The sequence below is a fragment of the Amycolatopsis ruanii genome (genome assembly GCF_003385175.1).
In the GTDB taxonomy this organism is placed as follows: domain Bacteria; phylum Actinomycetota; class Actinomycetes; order Mycobacteriales; family Pseudonocardiaceae; genus Amycolatopsis_E; species Amycolatopsis_E thermalba.
Window position 1 is genome coordinate 44630 of sequence record NZ_PQHY01000026.1, and the last position, 16223, is coordinate 60852.

The following is a 16223-nucleotide window of genomic DNA, read 5'->3' on the forward strand; positions in this document are numbered from 1 at the left end:
TTCGTTGGGTGAAACGGTCAGCTGTGCAGGCGCAGGGGAAGCGTGAAGTAGTGGCGCGAGGCGTCGGTGTTGCGGATGTCGGGTTCGGCGGTCAGCTCGACGCGTGAGAACCGGGCCGCGATCCGCTCGAACACCACGCGGATCTCGGCCTCGGCGAGCAGCCGTCCCTGGCATCCGTGGCTGCCGAAGCTGAAGGTCAGGTTCCGGGTCTGCTCCGGCGGCCGGGTGAAGTCGAACTCGTCCGGGTTGTCGAACACCGCCGGGTCGTGGTTGGCGGCGCCGAGCATCAGGCGCAGGCTGCGGCCGGCGGGCACGTGGACGCCGTGGATGACGAGGTCCTCGGTCGTCGCCCGGGTCACGACCGGCTCGGGCGCGTCGAAGCGGGCCAGTTCGGCGACGAACGCCTCGTGCTTGTCCGGGTTTTCCCGGAACGCGTCGAAGAGGTCCGGCCGCCGCGTGAACAGGTGCAGACCCGAACAGATGAGGTAGGTGGCGTCCATGTGGCCGACGACGTAGAAGAACAGGGTCGTCGCCAGCAGCTCCGCGGCGGTCATCTCGCCCCGGTCCTGCGCGGCCACCAGGGAGCCCAGCAGGCCCTCCCCCGGGTTCTTGCGCTTGGCCTCGATCAGCGCGGCGGTCCGGCCGCGCAGCTCGTCCAGGGCCTCCTCGGCCCGTTCGAAGTCCTGCTGTGAGGGACGGGCGCTGAGGATGGGCATCGCCTGCCGCATCTTGCGCCGTACCTCGTCGTGGTCGTCGGCGGGGATGTTCAGGATGTGGCAGACCGTGCGGTGCGTGACCTCCACCGCGAGGTCGGAGCCGTCGACGAGCCCGTCCTGGCCGAGGCCGTCGAGGAGGCGGTCGGTGATGGCGGCGGTCGTCTCGGCCCACTCGCGGACCCGCTTGGGGGTGAACCACTTGCTCGTCAGGCGCCGCAGCCGGGTGTGGCCGGGTTCGTCGTGCCCCAGGGCCATGTCCAGCAGAACGCGCCAGGCGCCGGCCTTCTCCCATTCCGGCGCGATGCGGACCGAGGGCAGCCGGCCGTAGTGCATCAGGTCCTCGTACCGGGTGAGCACGAAGCTGCCGTCGTGGTCGTCCCGCATGATCGGCGCCTCGGCCAGCGCGCGGGCGTAGTAGGGGTAGGGGTCGATCCGGAACTGCGGGTCGGTCCACGGCAGGTAGCGGGTGACCTCCGGGCACTGCCCCGGCACGGTGACCGCGGTCGTATGGGTTGACATGGGCATTGTCCTTTCCGGTAGGTGTGGGATCAGCTCGCGGCCTGGCCGAGACCGGCGTAGGTCCGTGGCCGCGCCGACTTGAAGTAGAGCGCGAGCCCCACGCCGGCGATCGCGGAGACGGCGAGCACGGTGAGCAGCACCAGGTTCTGTCCCGGCGCGCCACCGACCACCAGGTCGAAGTGCAGGACGGCGAGCACCACGGTCGCGCCGAGTGCCAGGGCCGCGATGCCCGGTGCGATGTAGCACTTGAACGAGTTCTCCCCGGTGGACCTGCCCGTCCGCGCGAACCACACGATGACCGAGACGCTGACCACCGCCATCAGGGCCAGCAGGCCGACGGTGGCCAGCCCGAACAGCTGGGCGTCGAGCCCCACCCCGGACGTGTTGGTCAAACCGAGGGGAATCAGGACCACGGCGACGATCACGGCGGTGACCGTGGACGCGCGGGCCGGTGAGTGGTGGCGGGGGTGCACCTTGGCGACGTAGGCGGGCAGCGCCCGGTCACGGCCGAGGTTGAACAGGTAGCGGGCGACGACGTTGTGGACCGAGATCGCCGCGGCGAGCTCGGAGGTGATGATGAACAGGAACGTCAGCTGCGTGAAGAACGGCGCCACGAACTGCCCGATGGCGGCGGGGAACATCGACTTGGGATCGTTGGTCGCCGCGTCCACCGCACCCGAACCGTAGGCGGTCGTGAGCAGGTAACACGACAGGATGTAGAGCACACCCACGAACAGCACGGCACCGTAGGTGGCGCGGGGAATCGTCCGGTCCGGGGTGCGCACCTCGTCGCGGAAGACCGCGGTGGCTTCGAAGCCCAGGAACACCATGACCGCGAAGAGCATCGTCACGCCGACGTCGCCGTGCGACAGCGCGGCCGGCGAGAACGGGGTGGCCGAGAAGCCGTCCGGGCCACCGCCGTGCAGCACAACGGCCACGTTGAAGATCATGGCGATCGTGACTTCGAGGACCATGGCGACGCTGAGGACCTTCGCCGACACCTCGATGTGGAAGTAACACAGGACGCCGACCACGGCCCAGGCCAGTGCGCCCCACAGCCACCACGGCGTCGTGGGCCCGCCGATGCTCTCGATGAGTTCCGTGGCGGTGAGGCCGAGGAACACGAAGCACCCGCCGAGCATCAGCAGGTAGGACACGACCGCGAGGAAGGCCGCGCCAAGTCCGCTGATCTTGCCCAGGCCGGCGCTGACGAACGCGTAGAACGAACCCGGCTTCGGGATGCGCCTGGTCATCGTCACATAGCCGACCGCGAACAGCAGCAGCAGGATCGTGGTCGCGACGAACGCGAACGTGGCGCCTTCCCCGCCGAAGGTGACGGTGAACGGAATGAACCCGGCGACCACGGCGATGGGGGCCGAAAAGGCCAGGACGGTCAGCATCAGCGAGCCGACCCCCATGCGGCCCGAGAGCTTGTCCGGAACGGCGCCGGTGCCGAGGTCCGTGGTCGACGGCGGATTGACGACGGGCGTGCTGTCACTCATTTCGGGTTGCCTCTCTCGGACGAGTCGGGGGTTCGGCGGTGCCGTTCCGGTCAGGCCGGCGCGGCGACGGCGAGGACGACGCCGGCCCAGGCGACCGCGATGTCGGATGGGTTCAGCCCGCTGTCCGCGTCGTGGTAGCCGGTCTCCCCGATCTGGGTCGCACCCAGGCCGGTGAAGGTGGACCGCAGCGTGGCGACGCCGAGGTTGTACGTGTCGTAGGTGCTGTCGCCGAGGCCGAACGCGGCGAACCGGACACCGGACAGGTCGGGTTTGCTATCCACGAGCGCCTCGTGGAAGGGCGCGGCGGTGGCGGGCAGGTCGCCCTCACCGTAGGTCGACACCACGAGGATGACCATGTCCTCCCCGGCGAGCTCGTCGACCGGGTAGTCCTCCATGTTCACCACCCGGGTCGCGGTTCCCTTCTCCTCGAGCGCGGCGGCGACGTCTTCGGCGACCAGCTCGGCGTTGCCGGATTCGGTGCCGAAGAGGACGGTCAGCTTGTTCACGCAAGGTCCTTCCTGTGGTTGGGGTCAGCGGGCGCCGGTGGCGATGGCCAGCATCTGGTCGAGGTCGGTGATCTTGCGCCGGCACCGGTCCGGCCGCGCCGAACGGTGTTCGGCCGCCTCGATGCGCTGCCAGTCACCGAACCCGATCGCCCGGTGAGCGAGCAGGTCCGCGACACCGGCGAACCCGGGCCTGCTCGCAGTGATCCGCCCGGCCTCGAAGTCGTCCACGATGGACCGGACGAGGCTCTGGGCGTGCTTGCGGTTCTCGGCGATCGTCCCCTGCGCACCGCGGCTGAGCCACCCCGCGCGGTAGACGTGGTCGCCCGCCCAGTCCGGACCGGGGCAGCCGTCGTCGTGCGCGGCGCCTTGGGTGAACCCGATGGCGGTGACGACGGCGTCGGCGGCGAACTCGACCGGCGTGCCGTCGTCACGGCGGCACGCGGTCAGCACGGTCCGGCCGTCCCGGGTGGTCACCGATCTGGGCTGCAGTCCGAAGTGGAAGGTCACGCGGGTGCGTCCCGGCTCGTCCCGCGCCGGGGCGGCGGAACTCCGCAGCAGGTCGGCGACCGGGCCGCTGTCCTTCTCGTCCAGCCCGGAAGCGACTATGTTCACACCGTTCAACGCGATGAGCTCGCGCAGCATCGCGGCGTCGCACTTCGCCTGGGACGCCCCGGATCGGGCGATGACGTCGAGCGTTGCCGGCCGCTCCGGGCGCAGCTGCGTGAGCATTTCGTCGTCGATGTCCGATCCGGTGAACGCCGCGGTGTCCTTGGACAGCAGCCTGAGCACGTCGAGAGCGACGTTGCCCATGCCGACGACGAGCACCCGCGAACCCAGCGGCGTGCACCGCCCGGTCCCGTCGCGGGACAAGCCGTGATGGGGAAACCCGTTGAGCGCGCGCAGCAGCGCACCCGCTCCGACGACCCGTGCCCCCGGGTCGCGCGGCACGTCGAGTTCCCGGTCGCCGGACAGGCCGGTCGCCAGCACAACAATGTCGAAACTGGTCGCCAACCGGGAGAAATCGATGTCCCGGCCCACCGTCACATTGCCCGCGAACCGGATGCCGCCGCGGGTGAACAGCCGGTCGAACTGCCGCACGACCCCTTTGGTGCCCTGGTGGTCGGCGGCCACGCCGTAGCGGATGAGCCCGTAGGGCGCGGGCAGCGACTCGAAGACCGTGATCTCCGAGTCCGGCCACGTCTTGGACAGGAACTGGGCCACGTAGCAGCCGGACGGGCCGCTGCCCACCACGGCGATCGTGGGGCTCCCTGCGCTCGGGGGGACGTGTTGCGAAGTGTGCGTTCCGACCATGCCATCACCTTGGTAGCGCTATGACTGCGGGAACTGACTGGAATCGAGATTTGAGACGCGACCTCAGTCGCATTCATGGGAGGTTAATACACGACTCGCGTCGTGTCCACCGGTCGATTCCATCGAGTTCACGCGTACACTCTCAAGCCACCTCGGGTGTCCAAGTTAAGGAGCGATGGTGTCACGGTCGACTTCTCGGACGGCCCCTGCCGCGTGGCACGAGCGGCTCGACGGTGGCCTGCGCAAGCAGCCGGTGCAGGAACGCTCCCGGGCGATGGTGGAACATGTCCTGACCACGGCGGCGGAGCTGGTCGAGAACGTCGGCTACGAAGCGGTGGTCGGTTCACCGACCCTGCTGCTGGAGAAGTCCGGCGTCAGCCGGGGCTCCTTCTACGCCTTCTTCGAAACACCCGAGAGCGTCCTGGACGAACTGTGTTACCGGCAGATGCGGGACGCGACCGCGAGCTTCCAGCAGGCCCTGGACGACCGGCGCGGGAAGCGGTGGACCGAGATCGTCGACGTGGTGATCGACTACTACACGCAGGAGCACCGCACCCCGTTGATCCGGGAGCTGTGGGTGCGCCAGAACCTCACCGACCGCGTCCGCATCCTCGACGAGGCGTGCATCGAGGACTGGGCCGGCCGAATCCTGGGGCAGTTCCAGCGCCACGCTCCCCTGTTCGGCGAGCTGACCCAGCTGCACTGCAGCGTCGCCCTGCACGCACTGGAACGCCTCGTCCAGTTCGCCTTCACCGACGACGAGGACGGCGACGCAGTCATCCTCGACCAGGCCCACTTCATGCTCACCCGGTTCTTCGCCGGCCACTCGGGCCGATGACGGTCTAGCGCCCGCAGCCTCGGTCGCCTACCATTCCCGACACACGACTCCAGTCGCGTCACAAAACCGGACCACGGTCACGTCTGCAGCAGCGTCGCTGCCGGATGTCCGGTACCAGGGCTGCCGCACCTGTCACCGACTTCTTCCTCCTCCCCGCTCGAGAGGATTCTCGATGAGCAACGAAGTGGATGCCGCGGACTCGACGGTCCTGCGACCCGCACCCCAAACCCCCGCCCCGTCCGGTTCCGCCCGCAGACTCAAGGGACGGATGGGCGTGATCGAGCTGGTGTTCACGGTCCTGGCGTGGTCGGCGCCCGTCATGGTGGTGTCGGCGAGCACGCCGTTCATCATCAGCTTCGGCGGGACCGGTGCCCCGCTGGCCTACGTGATCGCCATGGCCGTCCTGCTGATCTTCTCCGTCGGCTACACCACCATGACACGCTACGTCGACAACCCCGGCGCGTTCTACGCCTACATCACCGCCGGACTGGGCAGAGCGCCCGGACTCGGCGCGAGTTTTCTCGCGATCGTCGGCTACCTGTTCATGGCCGTGGCGACCTACATGTTCATCGGCGTCTCCCTCAACACCCTCCTGGAGACGATCGGGGCGCCCACCCTGCCCTGGTTCGTCTACACCTTCGCGGTCCTGGCGGTCACCGGCGTGCTCGGCTACTTCCGCATCGACCTCTCCGCCAAGGTGCTCTCGGTCGTCATGGTGTGCGAGATCGTCATCGTCGGCATCTTCGACGGCGCGGTCGTAGGCCGCGGCGGCGGCCCCGAGGGCGTTCCGGTCACGTCCTTCACCTGGAGTGCCCTTATGTCCGGGTCCGTGGGTGTCGCGGTATTGTTCTCCGCCCTGAGTTTCGGCGGGTTCGAGGCGACGGCCGTCTTCCGGGAGGAGACGAAGGACCCGCACCGCACGGTCCCCCGCGCCACCTACCTGGCCGTCGGCGCGATCGGCGTCTTCTACATCGCCGCGACCTGGTTGCTCATCGCGGCCTATGGTCCCTCGCAGGCGACCGCGGCCGCGGCCGCGGATCCGACCGGCATGTTCTCCGCCGCCGTGGAGACCTTCGTGGGCGTGTGGGCCAGGGATGTGGTGACGGTGCTGGTCGTGACGTCGGCGTTCGCGGCGCTGTTGTCTGTGCAGAACATCGTTTCCCGGTACTGCTACTCGCTGGCCGTCGACCGCGTGCTGCCCGCCCGGTTGGCCAAGGTCCACCCGCGCCACGGCTCGCCGAACGTGAGCTCGGTGACCGTGAGCGTGGTCCTGTTCGCGGCGCTGCTGGCGTTCTCCGGCATCGGCTCGCCCGAGTTGTGGTACGCCCAGCTCGCCGGAACCGGCGGATTCGCCATCATGGTGCTGATGACCCTGACGAGCCTGGCCGTCATCGTGTTCTTCCGGCGGCGCCGCGACATCCGGGATTCGACGCGGTGGCACACGTTCATCGCGCCGCTGCTCAGCGCAGCAGGCATGGGGATGGTGCTGTACCTGGCGATCACGAACTTCACCACCATGACGGGCGGGTCGACCACGCAGGCCGTCGTCGAGCAGGTGGTCGTCTGGGGCGTGCTCGCCGCCGGCGCGGTGCTCGCCTTGGTCTACCGGACGAAGCGCCCGGGCGTGTACGCCCGCATCGGGCGCCAGAAAGCGTAAGGAGTATCGATGGAGTTCACCCACGTCCCGCCGGGCCCGCCGAGCGACAAGGCCCAGCAGTTCATGGTCCGGATGCGCGACGGCGTCCGGCTGGCAACCGACGTGTACCTGCCGGAGGGGGAGGGCCCCTTCCCGGTCGTGCTGACCCGCCTGCCCTACGACAAGAACGGCGACATCATCCGCGTCGACGTCTTCGCCGAGGCGCTCGTCGAGCGGGGGTACGTGCTCGTCGCGCAGGACACCCGCGGCAAGTTCCGCTCCGAGGGCGAGACGGTGCCCTGGGTCAACGAAGCCTGCGACGGCTACGACACGATCGACTGGATCGTGAACCAGCCGTGGTCCAACGGCCGCGTCGGGATGACCGGACTGTCCTATGTGGGCTTCACGCAGTGGGCCGCGCTGGCCACCAACCACCCAGCTCTGCGTGCCATCGCGCCCCGGAGCACGAACACGAACCTCGGGGCCGCGCAGCTGACGCCGGGCGAACCCGAGTGGGGGTTCTACTTCAAGTACGTGATGGACTTCTACGTCGTCAACGACCTCCTCGCGCACGAAGAGGACTACGACTGGTCGCGGCGGCCCCTGGTGAACGCGTTCGAGGACGCGGTGGAGCAGATGGGAGTCCGGCCGCCGGCGATGGACATGCACCTGTCGGTTACACCGCCGCTGCGCCGCTTCCCCGAGGGACATCCCCTCAACGCGAAGCCCGTTCCCGTGCTGCTCTCGCTCGGGTGGTTCGACCCGTACTGCCGGGCCGAGGCCATGCGCGACTACCACGCGATGACGGCGAACCCCGCGTGGCGGCCGCTGGTCCACCTGCGGCTCGGGCCGACCGACCACGACGACACGCGTCTGGACGACCGGCCGGCCGCCGTGGAGCACCAGGGCAGCATCGACATCCCCCTGCTCACCCCGGAGCAGATCAGGGCGTGGTTCGACGGCGAGCTGCGGTTCTTCGACCGCTACCTCAAGGCGGACGACGATGTCGAGCCGCTGCCGCCGGTGGAGTACCAGCTGGCGCACAGTGACGAGGTGCGGCACGTCGGCGCGTGGCCGCCGCCGGAGGTCACCCGTCGGGTTCTGCACCTGTCTGCCGGACCGGACGACACCAACGGGCACCTGGTGTCGCGGCGGGACGCGGCCGCGACCGCGGTGTCGTGGGTGCACGACCCGGACAAGCTGGTGCCGACCGCGACGAACCTGTGGTCCCTGCTGGTCGCCGAATGGCCCGATTACCGGGCGACGGCCGACCGCGACGACGTGCTGGCCTTCCGCGGCGAACCCCAGACCGAGCCGCTGGAGCTGGCCGGCCCGGTCACCTTCCACGGCACGGTCACCACCACGGGCCCGGAGATGGACCTGTTCGCGTTCCTGCTCGACCTCGAACCGGACGGCAGCGCGCGGTTCATCTGCCGCGGACAGCAGCGGCTGACCGCCACCGAACCGACGGAGGTGGCGATGCCGGCGGGCGAGGCCGGATACGTGGTGCGGCCGGGCCACTCGCTCCTGCTGATGCTGTGCAGCAGCGACTACCCCGACTTCATCCCCCTGACCGGCACGCGGGAACGCTGGTGGTTCGCCACGTCGATGCGCCCCACGACGCAAACACTGGAAATCGGCGGCCGGGCCGGCGCGCGGCTTGAACTGACCGTGCTCTGATCGCGCGCCGGGCTCTTCCGGCACCCCAGGCGATAGCAGGCGAAGTCCGCGCGGACGGCAGGCCCTTCGCGGCGAGCCACGACGTCAGGACCGGACCGCGCCTGGGAACCCGGCGCGCGAGCTCCGGAACGCACGCGTATCACCCGGGCTGTCGGGAACGGAGGGGACGCAGGCCGGTGCGGATTTCGCTGACCAGCACCTCGGGCTGTTCCAAGGCCGCGAAGTGCCCGCCCTTGTCGGCCTCGCCGTAGTGGATCAGATTGCGGTAGGTGTCTTCGATCCAGCTTCGCGGCAGGCGCGGGATGTCCTTCGGGAAGACGGTCACCGCGACCGGAACGCTCAGCTTCGGGCCGGCGAACGTGGCCGATCTGTTCTCCCAGTAGATGCGGCCGGACGACGCCGCGCTGTTGGTGAACCAGTAGAGGGATATCGCGTCGAGCATGTCGTCGACGCCGAGGACGTCCTCGGCCAGCCCGTGATTGTCGGTCTTGGACTGGAACTTCTCGTAGATCCAGGCTGCCTGACCGGCGGGAGAGTCCGCCAGGGCGAATCCGACAGTCTCCGGCTTCGTGCCCTGCAGGTGGTTCGACCCACCGAGATCGCCGGTGTAGAGGGCGAGGGTCTCCACCGCGTGGCGCTGTTCGGGCGACAAGGTGCCGGGTATCTGCGCGGGAAAGGCGTACTGGGTGTTCAGGTGAATTCCGAGCAGCCCCTCGGGTTGCATGGCCCCGAGGGCGGTGGTCACGACGGCACCCCAGTCGCCGCCTTGCGCGGCCCACCTCGGGTAGCCCAGACGCTTCATCAGCTCCACCCACGCGCTGGCGATGCGCGACACAGTCCACCCGGTCTCCGCGGGCTTCTGGGAGAACCCGAACCCGGGAAGTGACGGGACGACGACGTCAAACGAATCGGCGGCGTCTCCTCCGAACGGAACCGGATCGGTCAGCGGGCCGATCAGCTTCAGGAACTCCACGATCGAGCCCGGCCATCCGTGCGTGAGAATCACCGGCATCGCGCCAGGATTGCCGGACCTGACGTGGATGAAGTGGATGTCCAGCCCATCGATCTCGGTCAGGAACTGGGGGAAGCGGTTGAGCTCGGATTCGAAGCGCCGCCAGTCGTAGCCGTGCTCCCAGTAGTCGATCAGTGATCGGGCGTTCGCCAGGCGAACGCCTTGCGACCAGTCGTCCACCGTTTCCGGATCCGGCCACCGGGTTCTGGCCAGTCGCCGCTTCAGGTCGTCGATCTCCGAATCCGGGATCGAAACGGTGAACGGGCGGACGAGGGCCGAGGTCGGCGTTGGTGCGGTCATGGCCGTCTTCTCTCTTCCCGAGCCTCGCGGCACGGCGCAACCACTCGTTGCACACTGGTGTGCAACCTACTTTAATGCACAGCAGTGTGCAACACTCGCGCCGTGCCCACCGAGTCCTCGCGTGCGCGGTCGATGAACGAGACCCGCGATCGCATCCTCGACGTCGCCCTCGAGGTGCTGGGCGACAACCCCGACGCCGGAATGGGCGACATCGCCTCCGCCGCCGGCGTCGTCCGCCGCACCGTCTACGGCCACTTCCCCTCGCGCCTCGACCTGATCCGGACACTCACCGAACGGGCCGTGAGCGAGATGACCGCCGTACTCACCGAGGTCGACGGCGCCAACACGGAAGCGGACGCGACGTGGGCCGATTTCGTCGCCCGCATCTGGCCGGTGGCCCACCGGTACCGGGTGCTGCTCGCGCTGCGCCGCGGCGAGTACGGCGAGGCGATCCACGGCCTGCTCGGACCACTCGACGAGCTCCTCGCCGACCTCGTGAAACGGGGCCAGGACAGCGACCTGTTCGCACAGCACCTGCCGGCAGGCACGCTGAGCCAGCTCGCCTACGGCATCGTGTTCGCCATCGCCGACAGCGACCTGTCGAACGCAACCAACGGCGCCCGGGCAGCGACTATCACGAGCCTGCTGATGCTGGGAGTTCCCGAAACCCGCGCAAACGCTCTCGTGGGCGACCAGCGCTGACCCGATCGCGATCCCGGCATCGAACTCACAGCCACCCGGGTGCGACGAGGATCGACCAGCTCAACAGGGGGCCTACGACCGCCATCGCTCCCGAGAAGCGGAGCAGACCGCGGTAGATCCTGCGCCGTTCCGGCTCGGGGGCGTTGGCCATCGCGATCGCGCCGCCGGTCGAGAACGGGGACACGTCCACCAGGGACGAGGAGATCGCCAGTGCGGCGACGAACCCGATCGCCCCGATCTCGCCCGTCGCGATCAGCGGCACCGTCAGCGGGATGACCGCGCCGAGGATGCCCGTCGTCGACGCGAACGCCGAGACCACCGCGCCGATGAGGCAGATCAGCAGCGCCGCGAGCAGCGGTGAGTCGACCCCGGCGACCGACGTGCCGAGCCAGTCGATCGTCCCGTTGCGCTGCAGCACCCCGATGTAGGTCAGGATGCCCGCCATCAGCAGGATGATGTCCCAGCTGACCTCCTTCACCGCACTGCGGCTCGTCGCGGGGAACGCCAGCGCCACCACCGCCGCCACGGTCAGGGCCAGGAACCCGATGTCGAGGCCGAAGACGAGCGCCCCGACGGTCAGCACGACGAACCCGAGCAGGGTCAGGCCCTGCTGCGGGCTCAACGACGTCGACGGCGGTGCGGTGGCGGCTCCGGGGCTGTCGGCGACCACCACAGCCGGAGCCTGACGCCGCGCCAGGAGCACATAGGTGGCCACGGCGACGGCGGTGCCGATGCCGAACGTGCACGCGAACAGCAACAGCGGATTGCTCGCCAGTCCGTTCTTCTCCTGCACGCCGTGCACGATGACGCCGAGCAGGCCGGTGGGCGCGAACGAGCCCGCGGTCGACCCGAGCCCGATCAGGATGCTCACGAGCAACGGCCGGAGGCCGTGGGCGGTGGCGAAGCTCATCGCGATCGGCATGAGGATCGCGCCCACCGCGGGCGGCAGCGCGCCGATCCCACAGATCGCGGTCGACAACAGGAAGAAGACCCACGGGATCGCGGACGTGCGGCCGCCGGCGAGCCGGAAGGTCGCTTCGACCAGCCACTGGACGGTGCCGTTGTTCTTGGCGATGGCGAACAGGTAGGTGACACCGACGAGCACGACGAACAGCTCGGCCGGGAACGAGGCGAGCACGTCGTCCGGTGATTCACCGCCGATGAGGCTGCCCACGAAGAACGCGGCGACGAGCCCGAGCACGCCCATGTTGACCGGGCGGACGGTGGCGAGAGCGAGGACGGCGGCGAGCACGCCGATGGACAGAAGTGCGGTGGGCATGGGATCTCCCGAGCGAAGCAGCGGTGGTTGGCTGGGATGAGCGGGTGTTACCGGGCGGGCGCGCGGCGCCGGTGATGAGGCGACGCGGTCCCGTGAAACAGCGGTGGTCGGCGGGCATGGACGGGTGTTGCCGGGCGGGCGCGTCACGCGGGTGATGAGACAGCGCGGTCCGCGAAGCGGCGGTGGTCAGCGGAAACCGAAACGGGCTTACCGGGTGGGCGGCGGGTAGTACGCCGCCCCCGCCATGAGCCGGCGGGCCGTGCGGCTGAAGCCGAGCAGGTCGAAGGCCACGTGTGGCGGCTCCGGGACCGTCCGGGCGGCCACCCGGGCGGGCGTGATGCCGGACGGGTGGCCGATGAGGACGGTGTCCCGCTGCCGCCGGGTGGCGACGGTCTCGACGACCGAGCCGCGGACCCGGGAGGCCGCGGCGAGGCACACCGACGCGGTGCCCGCGATGCTCTCGTGCAGGCGGTTCATGAAGATCAGCCGGACCCGCAGGTCCATGTCCGGAGCGTCGGCGGTCGTGCCGCTCAGGGTGCGGTAGCCGCCGGGTGGGGCGACGAGCCCCACCATGGGCAGACCGGGTGACTCGTCGTCCACGCGGCGCCACTCCGTGCACAGGCCGAAGAGCGCCGCCGCTTTGCCGCGGATCTCCCGCACGACGTCGAGCAGGGTCTCGGAGAAGTCGACTTCGCTGCCGTCGAGGCCGACGTCCGCGGCGGGCACCCAGACGCACGGATTCCCGGCGTCGCAGGTCGTGGCCCGGACGACGGAACCGTTCTCCAGCACGATCTCGTCGACCGGGTTCCCGGTGGGCAGCAGCGCACCGGTCTTGGACCCCACGGTGCCCGACCAGTCCATGACGATCTCCGCGCCCGTGCCGGGTACGCCCGGCACGGCGAAGTCGCCGAGAACAGCGGCCCTGCCCGCGCGGACGGGCACGTGCGCGGTCATCACGGCACCGGTGTTGGTGTTGTGGATCCGGACCGGCGTGACCCCGTCGACCGCGTCGACGAGGCCTTCGTCGATCGCGAACGGGCCGACCCCGGCCGAGATGTTCCCGCAGTTGCCCGCGTAGCCGACGCCGGCGCGGTCGATCTCGACCTGGCCGAAGGTGTAGTCGACGTCGGCGTCGTCCCGGGTGGACGGTGCGATGATCGCGAGTTTCGACGTGATCGGCCGGGACCCGCCCAGGCCGTCGATCTGCAGCGGGTCCGGGGATCCCATGAGGCGGACGAGCAGCGCATCGCGCTCGGTGCCGGGAGCAGGCAGGTCCGCCTCGTGGAAGTAGAGTCCCTTGCTCGTGCCGCCGCGCATCAGGACGCAGCGGACGGTCAGCTGGTCCGTCATGCCGCTCCCCCGCCCGCCAATGTCCGCACGAGTGCGCGCATCGACGACTCCGCCGACAGGCCGAGCACACCGTCCGCGATGTCGTCGGCGTCGTCGAAGACCCGGCCCGCCAGTGACGCGAACTTCTCGCGCAGCGCGGCGTCGCCGATCCAGTTCTCCGGTTCGCCGAGCGGGACCGGGACCGCGCGGGACGCCGTCCGGCCTCCCGAGTGGACGGTCAGGGTGCCGCCACCCATCGGCACGCTGTCGTCGGCCGACACCGTGATCCGGTCGATTATCGCGACCACGGCGGGATCGGCGAGGCGCTGGTAGCTGTCCCAGTCCACGTGCCCGTCCAGCCACGCGCACGCGACCTGGAAGTACACGCTGAACTGGGCGTCCACGACGCTGCCCGGCCGGCGTTTCGCCGGGCTGTCCTCGCCGACGATCGGCATGGCCGCCGACGGGATCCCGACGTGCAGTTCCGCGCCGGGGTCGGGGTCGCGCAGTGCGAGCGCGGCGTCGATGGCGCCGTGGGTGAGCCGGCACGACGGGTACGGTTTGACGGCGGTGTCGAGCAGCAGCCACTTCGTGCCGAGACCATCGGTGAGCGCGCCGGGGTCGGCTTCCCCGGTGTATCCGGTCAGCAGGCCGTACCGCCCGTCGAGCGCGTCGGCGGCGCCGCGGACGCCGGCCTCCGCCAGGGTCGCGCACGTCAACGCGTCGTGGGCGAGGAAACCGGGGTGCAGGCGCTTGTTCCACGCCCCGTTGGCCAGGTACTGCATGCTGCCCGCCGCCTTGCTCAGGGCGAGACCGAAGGCCGACGCCGTGGTGGCGGCGTCGAATCCGCGCAGCCGGGACACCGCCGCGACCGCGCCGAAGATGCCGGACACGGCGGTGATGTGGAAGCCGCGCTCGTAGCTGCGCGAGGTCAGCGCCGCGCCGATCCGGCAGCACACCTCGTACCCGACGGCGACCGCGTCGAGGAACGTGCGGCCGTCCACGTCGAGGCGTTCGGCTTCCGCGGTGGCGGCGGGGAAGATCGCGACCCCGGGATGCCCGGTCTGCGTCCGGTTCGTGTCGTCCATGTCCAGGGAGTGGGCGTGGACGCCGTTGAGGAACGCCGCAGAGGCCGGGCTGTGCCGGCGGGCCACGCCGATCACGGTGGCGTCGCCGCCGTGCGGATCGAGCCGGTCGACGGCGGCGCGCACGGCGGGGCTGCTGTCGGCGTGCACGGCCGCGAACGCGGCGACACCGATGTGGTCGAGGAACAGGCCACGCAGGCGCGGCGCGAGCGAGGAGTCCACCTCGGACTCGACGGCGAAGCGGGCGAGTGCGTCGGTCGCGGCGAGGGTGGCGGGGCTGGTGGTCACGGTGATCAGATCTCCCGCTTGAGGATCTTGCCGGTCGCGGTCATCGGCAGGGTGTCGCGGAACTCGACGCGGCGCGGGTACTTGTAGGCCGCCAGCCGTTCCTTGGCCCACGCCACGATGTCGTCCTCGGTGACGTCGTCGTGGTCCTTGGCCCTGACGACGACCGCCTTGATCTCCTCGCCGTGGGCGTCGTCGGGGACGCCGATCACCGCGACCAGCGAGACCGCCGGGTGGGTCATCAGCAGTTCCTCGATCTCACGCGGGTACACGTTGAACCCGCCGCGGATGATCATGTCCTTGGCCCGGTCGACGATGTAGTAGAAGCCGTCGGCGTCCTTGCGGGCCAGGTCGCCGGTGCGGAACCAGCCGTCGCGGATCGCTTCCGCGGTCGCCTCGGGCCGGCCGTGGTAGCCCTTCATGACGTTGTGGCCCCTGATCGCGATCTCGCCGACCTCGCCGGAGGCGTCGGACCAGTCGTCGGCGATCAGCTTCATCTCGACACCCGGGATGGGCACGCCGATCGAGCCGACCCGCGGTTGCTCGCCGTACACCGAGAACGACGCCACCGGGGAGGTCTCCGACAGGCCGTAACCCTCGAGGATCGTCACGCCGAAGCGGGCCCGGAAGTCCCGGTGCACCTCGCCCGGCAGCGCCGAGCCGCCGGCCACCGCCACCCGCAGGTTCGCCGCCAGCGCCGCCACGTCCACCCCGTCGTCGAGCGCGCCCAGCAAGCCCCAGTACATCGTCGGGACGCCGGCGAAGAAGGTCACGGTCTCCTGGAGCATCAGGGTGAGCGCGGCCCGCGCGTCGAACCGCGGCAGCATGACCATCGTGCCGCCGAAGGCGATCGCGCCGTTTTGGGTCACGGTCTGCCCGAACGAGTGGAACAACGGCAGCACGCACAGGTAGGTGTCCGGGTTCGCCGGGTCGGCGCCGAACACCTCCCGGCCGGCGAGGGCGTTGTCGCGCATGTTGCGGTGGCGCAGTTCCGCGCCCTTCGGGTGGCCGGTGGTGCCCGAGGTGTAGAGGATCACCGCCGTGTCCTCGTCATCGACGTCGACCGTCGCGAACTCGGCGGGCTCGTCGGCCCACGGCAGCCGGCCCGCGGCGGGGACGACGAACAACGACCGGCACCCGGCGGTCTGCTCGACGGCTTCTGCCGCCCACTCGCCGATGGGGAGGTCGGCGGTGCCCTCGAACGCGAAGTGGGCGACAGCGCCGGAATCGGCGAGGTGGTAGGCGATCTCGCGTGGTTTGAGCAGCACGTTCAGCGGTACGACCGTGGCGCCCGCCTTGAGGATGCCGAAGTAGACGACGGTGAAGGTCGGCAGGTTGGGACACGACAACGCGACCGCGTCACCGGGGCGCACTCCGTGGCGTACCAGGAGGTTGGCGACCTGGTTCGCGGCGCCGGCGAGCTGGGGGTAGGACAGGCGGGCGTCGCCGCACACGATGGCCGTGCGATCGGGGTGCTCCCCGGCGGTCGTGTCGAGCAGGGCGGCCAGGTTCGTCATGGGAAG

At 69.9% G+C, this 16223-nt stretch carries 13 protein-coding genes; 4 read left to right on the top strand and 9 right to left on the bottom strand.

Annotation, left to right across the window (positions count from 1 at the left end; genetic code table 11):
• Positions 1-17 precede the first annotated feature (17 nt).
• The 4 genes from D0D28_RS16570 to D0D28_RS16585 are packed head-to-tail and all read right to left on the bottom strand — an operon-like array spanning position 18 to position 4491.
• On the bottom strand, positions 18-1235 hold the full coding sequence (locus tag D0D28_RS16570) for a cytochrome P450 (protein WP_116111187.1): 1218 nt from the start codon (positions 1233-1235) through the stop codon (positions 18-20).
• Between the two features lie 29 nt (positions 1236-1264).
• Positions 1265-2737: an APC family permease gene (locus D0D28_RS16575; protein WP_205413283.1), complete on the bottom strand. Its 1473-nt coding sequence runs from the start codon at positions 2735-2737 to the stop codon at positions 1265-1267.
• A gap of 50 nt (positions 2738-2787) precedes the next feature.
• Complete coding sequence (locus D0D28_RS16580; RefSeq protein WP_116111188.1) at positions 2788-3243, bottom strand: flavodoxin domain-containing protein; 456 nt, start codon at positions 3241-3243, stop codon at positions 2788-2790.
• A gap of 24 nt (positions 3244-3267) precedes the next feature.
• The gene (locus D0D28_RS16585) at positions 3268-4491 is read right to left on the bottom strand and encodes an oxidoreductase (RefSeq protein WP_116111189.1); all 1224 of its coding nucleotides are present in this window, start codon (positions 4489-4491) and stop codon (positions 3268-3270) included.
• 241 nt (positions 4492-4732) lie between these two features.
• Between D0D28_RS16585 and D0D28_RS16590 the strand changes: the two genes are divergently transcribed.
• The 3 genes from D0D28_RS16590 to D0D28_RS16600 all read left to right on the top strand — a co-directional run bounded on the left by D0D28_RS16590 (position 4733) and on the right by D0D28_RS16600 (position 8708).
• A complete protein-coding gene (locus D0D28_RS16590; RefSeq protein WP_205413284.1) occupies positions 4733-5392 on the top strand; it encodes a TetR/AcrR family transcriptional regulator in 660 nt (219 codons plus the stop codon).
• 172 nt (positions 5393-5564) lie between these two features.
• Entirely contained in the window at positions 5565-7049 is a 1485-nt protein-coding gene (locus tag D0D28_RS16595; protein WP_116111191.1) for an APC family permease, read from the top strand.
• Between the two features lie 9 nt (positions 7050-7058).
• Entirely contained in the window at positions 7059-8708 is a 1650-nt protein-coding gene (locus D0D28_RS16600) for a CocE/NonD family hydrolase (protein ID WP_116111192.1), read from the top strand.
• 139 nt (positions 8709-8847) lie between these two features.
• On the opposite strand, the gene D0D28_RS16605 is transcribed toward D0D28_RS16600, so the two are convergent.
• Positions 8848-10020 carry an epoxide hydrolase family protein gene (locus tag D0D28_RS16605; protein WP_116111193.1) on the bottom strand — a complete coding sequence of 391 codons (1173 nt, stop codon included), beginning with the start codon at positions 10018-10020 and terminating at the stop codon, positions 8848-8850.
• Positions 10021-10152: 132 nt separating this feature from the next.
• Here D0D28_RS16605 and D0D28_RS16610 point away from each other — a divergent pair, with 132 nt between their 5' ends.
• Positions 10153-10722, top strand: coding sequence for a TetR/AcrR family transcriptional regulator (locus tag D0D28_RS16610; RefSeq protein ID WP_205413285.1), 570 nt, complete (start codon positions 10153-10155; stop codon positions 10720-10722).
• Positions 10723-10747: 25 nt separating this feature from the next.
• Here the strand turns inward: D0D28_RS16610 and D0D28_RS16615 are convergent, their stop codons facing one another.
• From D0D28_RS16615 to D0D28_RS16630, 4 genes are all read right to left on the bottom strand, one after another.
• The gene (locus D0D28_RS16615; protein ID WP_116111194.1) at positions 10748-12001 is read right to left on the bottom strand and encodes an SLC13 family permease; all 1254 of its coding nucleotides are present in this window, start codon (positions 11999-12001) and stop codon (positions 10748-10750) included.
• 207 nt (positions 12002-12208) lie between these two features.
• Positions 12209-13351, bottom strand: a complete 1143-nt coding sequence (locus D0D28_RS16620; protein ID WP_116111195.1) for a 2-methylaconitate cis-trans isomerase PrpF family protein — start codon at positions 13349-13351, stop codon at positions 12209-12211.
• Entirely contained in the window at positions 13348-14703 is a 1356-nt protein-coding gene (locus D0D28_RS16625; protein WP_162831097.1) for an MmgE/PrpD family protein, read from the bottom strand. Before D0D28_RS16625 ends, D0D28_RS16620 begins: the two co-directional genes overlap by 4 nt.
• Before the next feature lie 5 nt (positions 14704-14708).
• Positions 14709-16217: a long-chain-fatty-acid--CoA ligase gene (locus D0D28_RS16630; RefSeq protein WP_116111197.1), complete on the bottom strand. Its 1509-nt coding sequence runs from the start codon at positions 16215-16217 to the stop codon at positions 14709-14711.
• Positions 16218-16223: the final 6 nt, after the last annotated feature.

Excerpts from the sequence above, each read along its gene's own strand:
- D0D28_RS16600 (WP_116111192.1), top strand. The coding sequence starts at position 7,059 with ATGGAGTTCACCCACGTCCCGCCGGGCCCGCCGAGCGACAAGGCCCAG.
- D0D28_RS16605 (WP_116111193.1), bottom strand. The coding sequence starts at position 10,020 with ATGACCGCACCAACGCCGACCTCGGCCCTCGTCCGCCCGTTCACCGTT.
- D0D28_RS16595 (WP_116111191.1), top strand. The coding sequence starts at position 5,565 with ATGAGCAACGAAGTGGATGCCGCGGACTCGACGGTCCTGCGACCCGCA.
- D0D28_RS16610 (WP_205413285.1), top strand. The coding sequence starts at position 10,153 with ATGAACGAGACCCGCGATCGCATCCTCGACGTCGCCCTCGAGGTGCTG.
- D0D28_RS16615 (WP_116111194.1), bottom strand. The coding sequence starts at position 12,001 with ATGCCCACCGCACTTCTGTCCATCGGCGTGCTCGCCGCCGTCCTCGCT.
- D0D28_RS16575 (WP_205413283.1), bottom strand. The coding sequence starts at position 2,737 with ATGAGTGACAGCACGCCCGTCGTCAATCCGCCGTCGACCACGGACCTC.
- D0D28_RS16620 (WP_116111195.1), bottom strand. The coding sequence starts at position 13,351 with ATGACGGACCAGCTGACCGTCCGCTGCGTCCTGATGCGCGGCGGCACG.
- D0D28_RS16630 (WP_116111197.1), bottom strand. The coding sequence starts at position 16,217 with ATGACGAACCTGGCCGCCCTGCTCGACACGACCGCCGGGGAGCACCCC.
- D0D28_RS16570 (WP_116111187.1), bottom strand. The coding sequence starts at position 1,235 with ATGTCAACCCATACGACCGCGGTCACCGTGCCGGGGCAGTGCCCGGAG.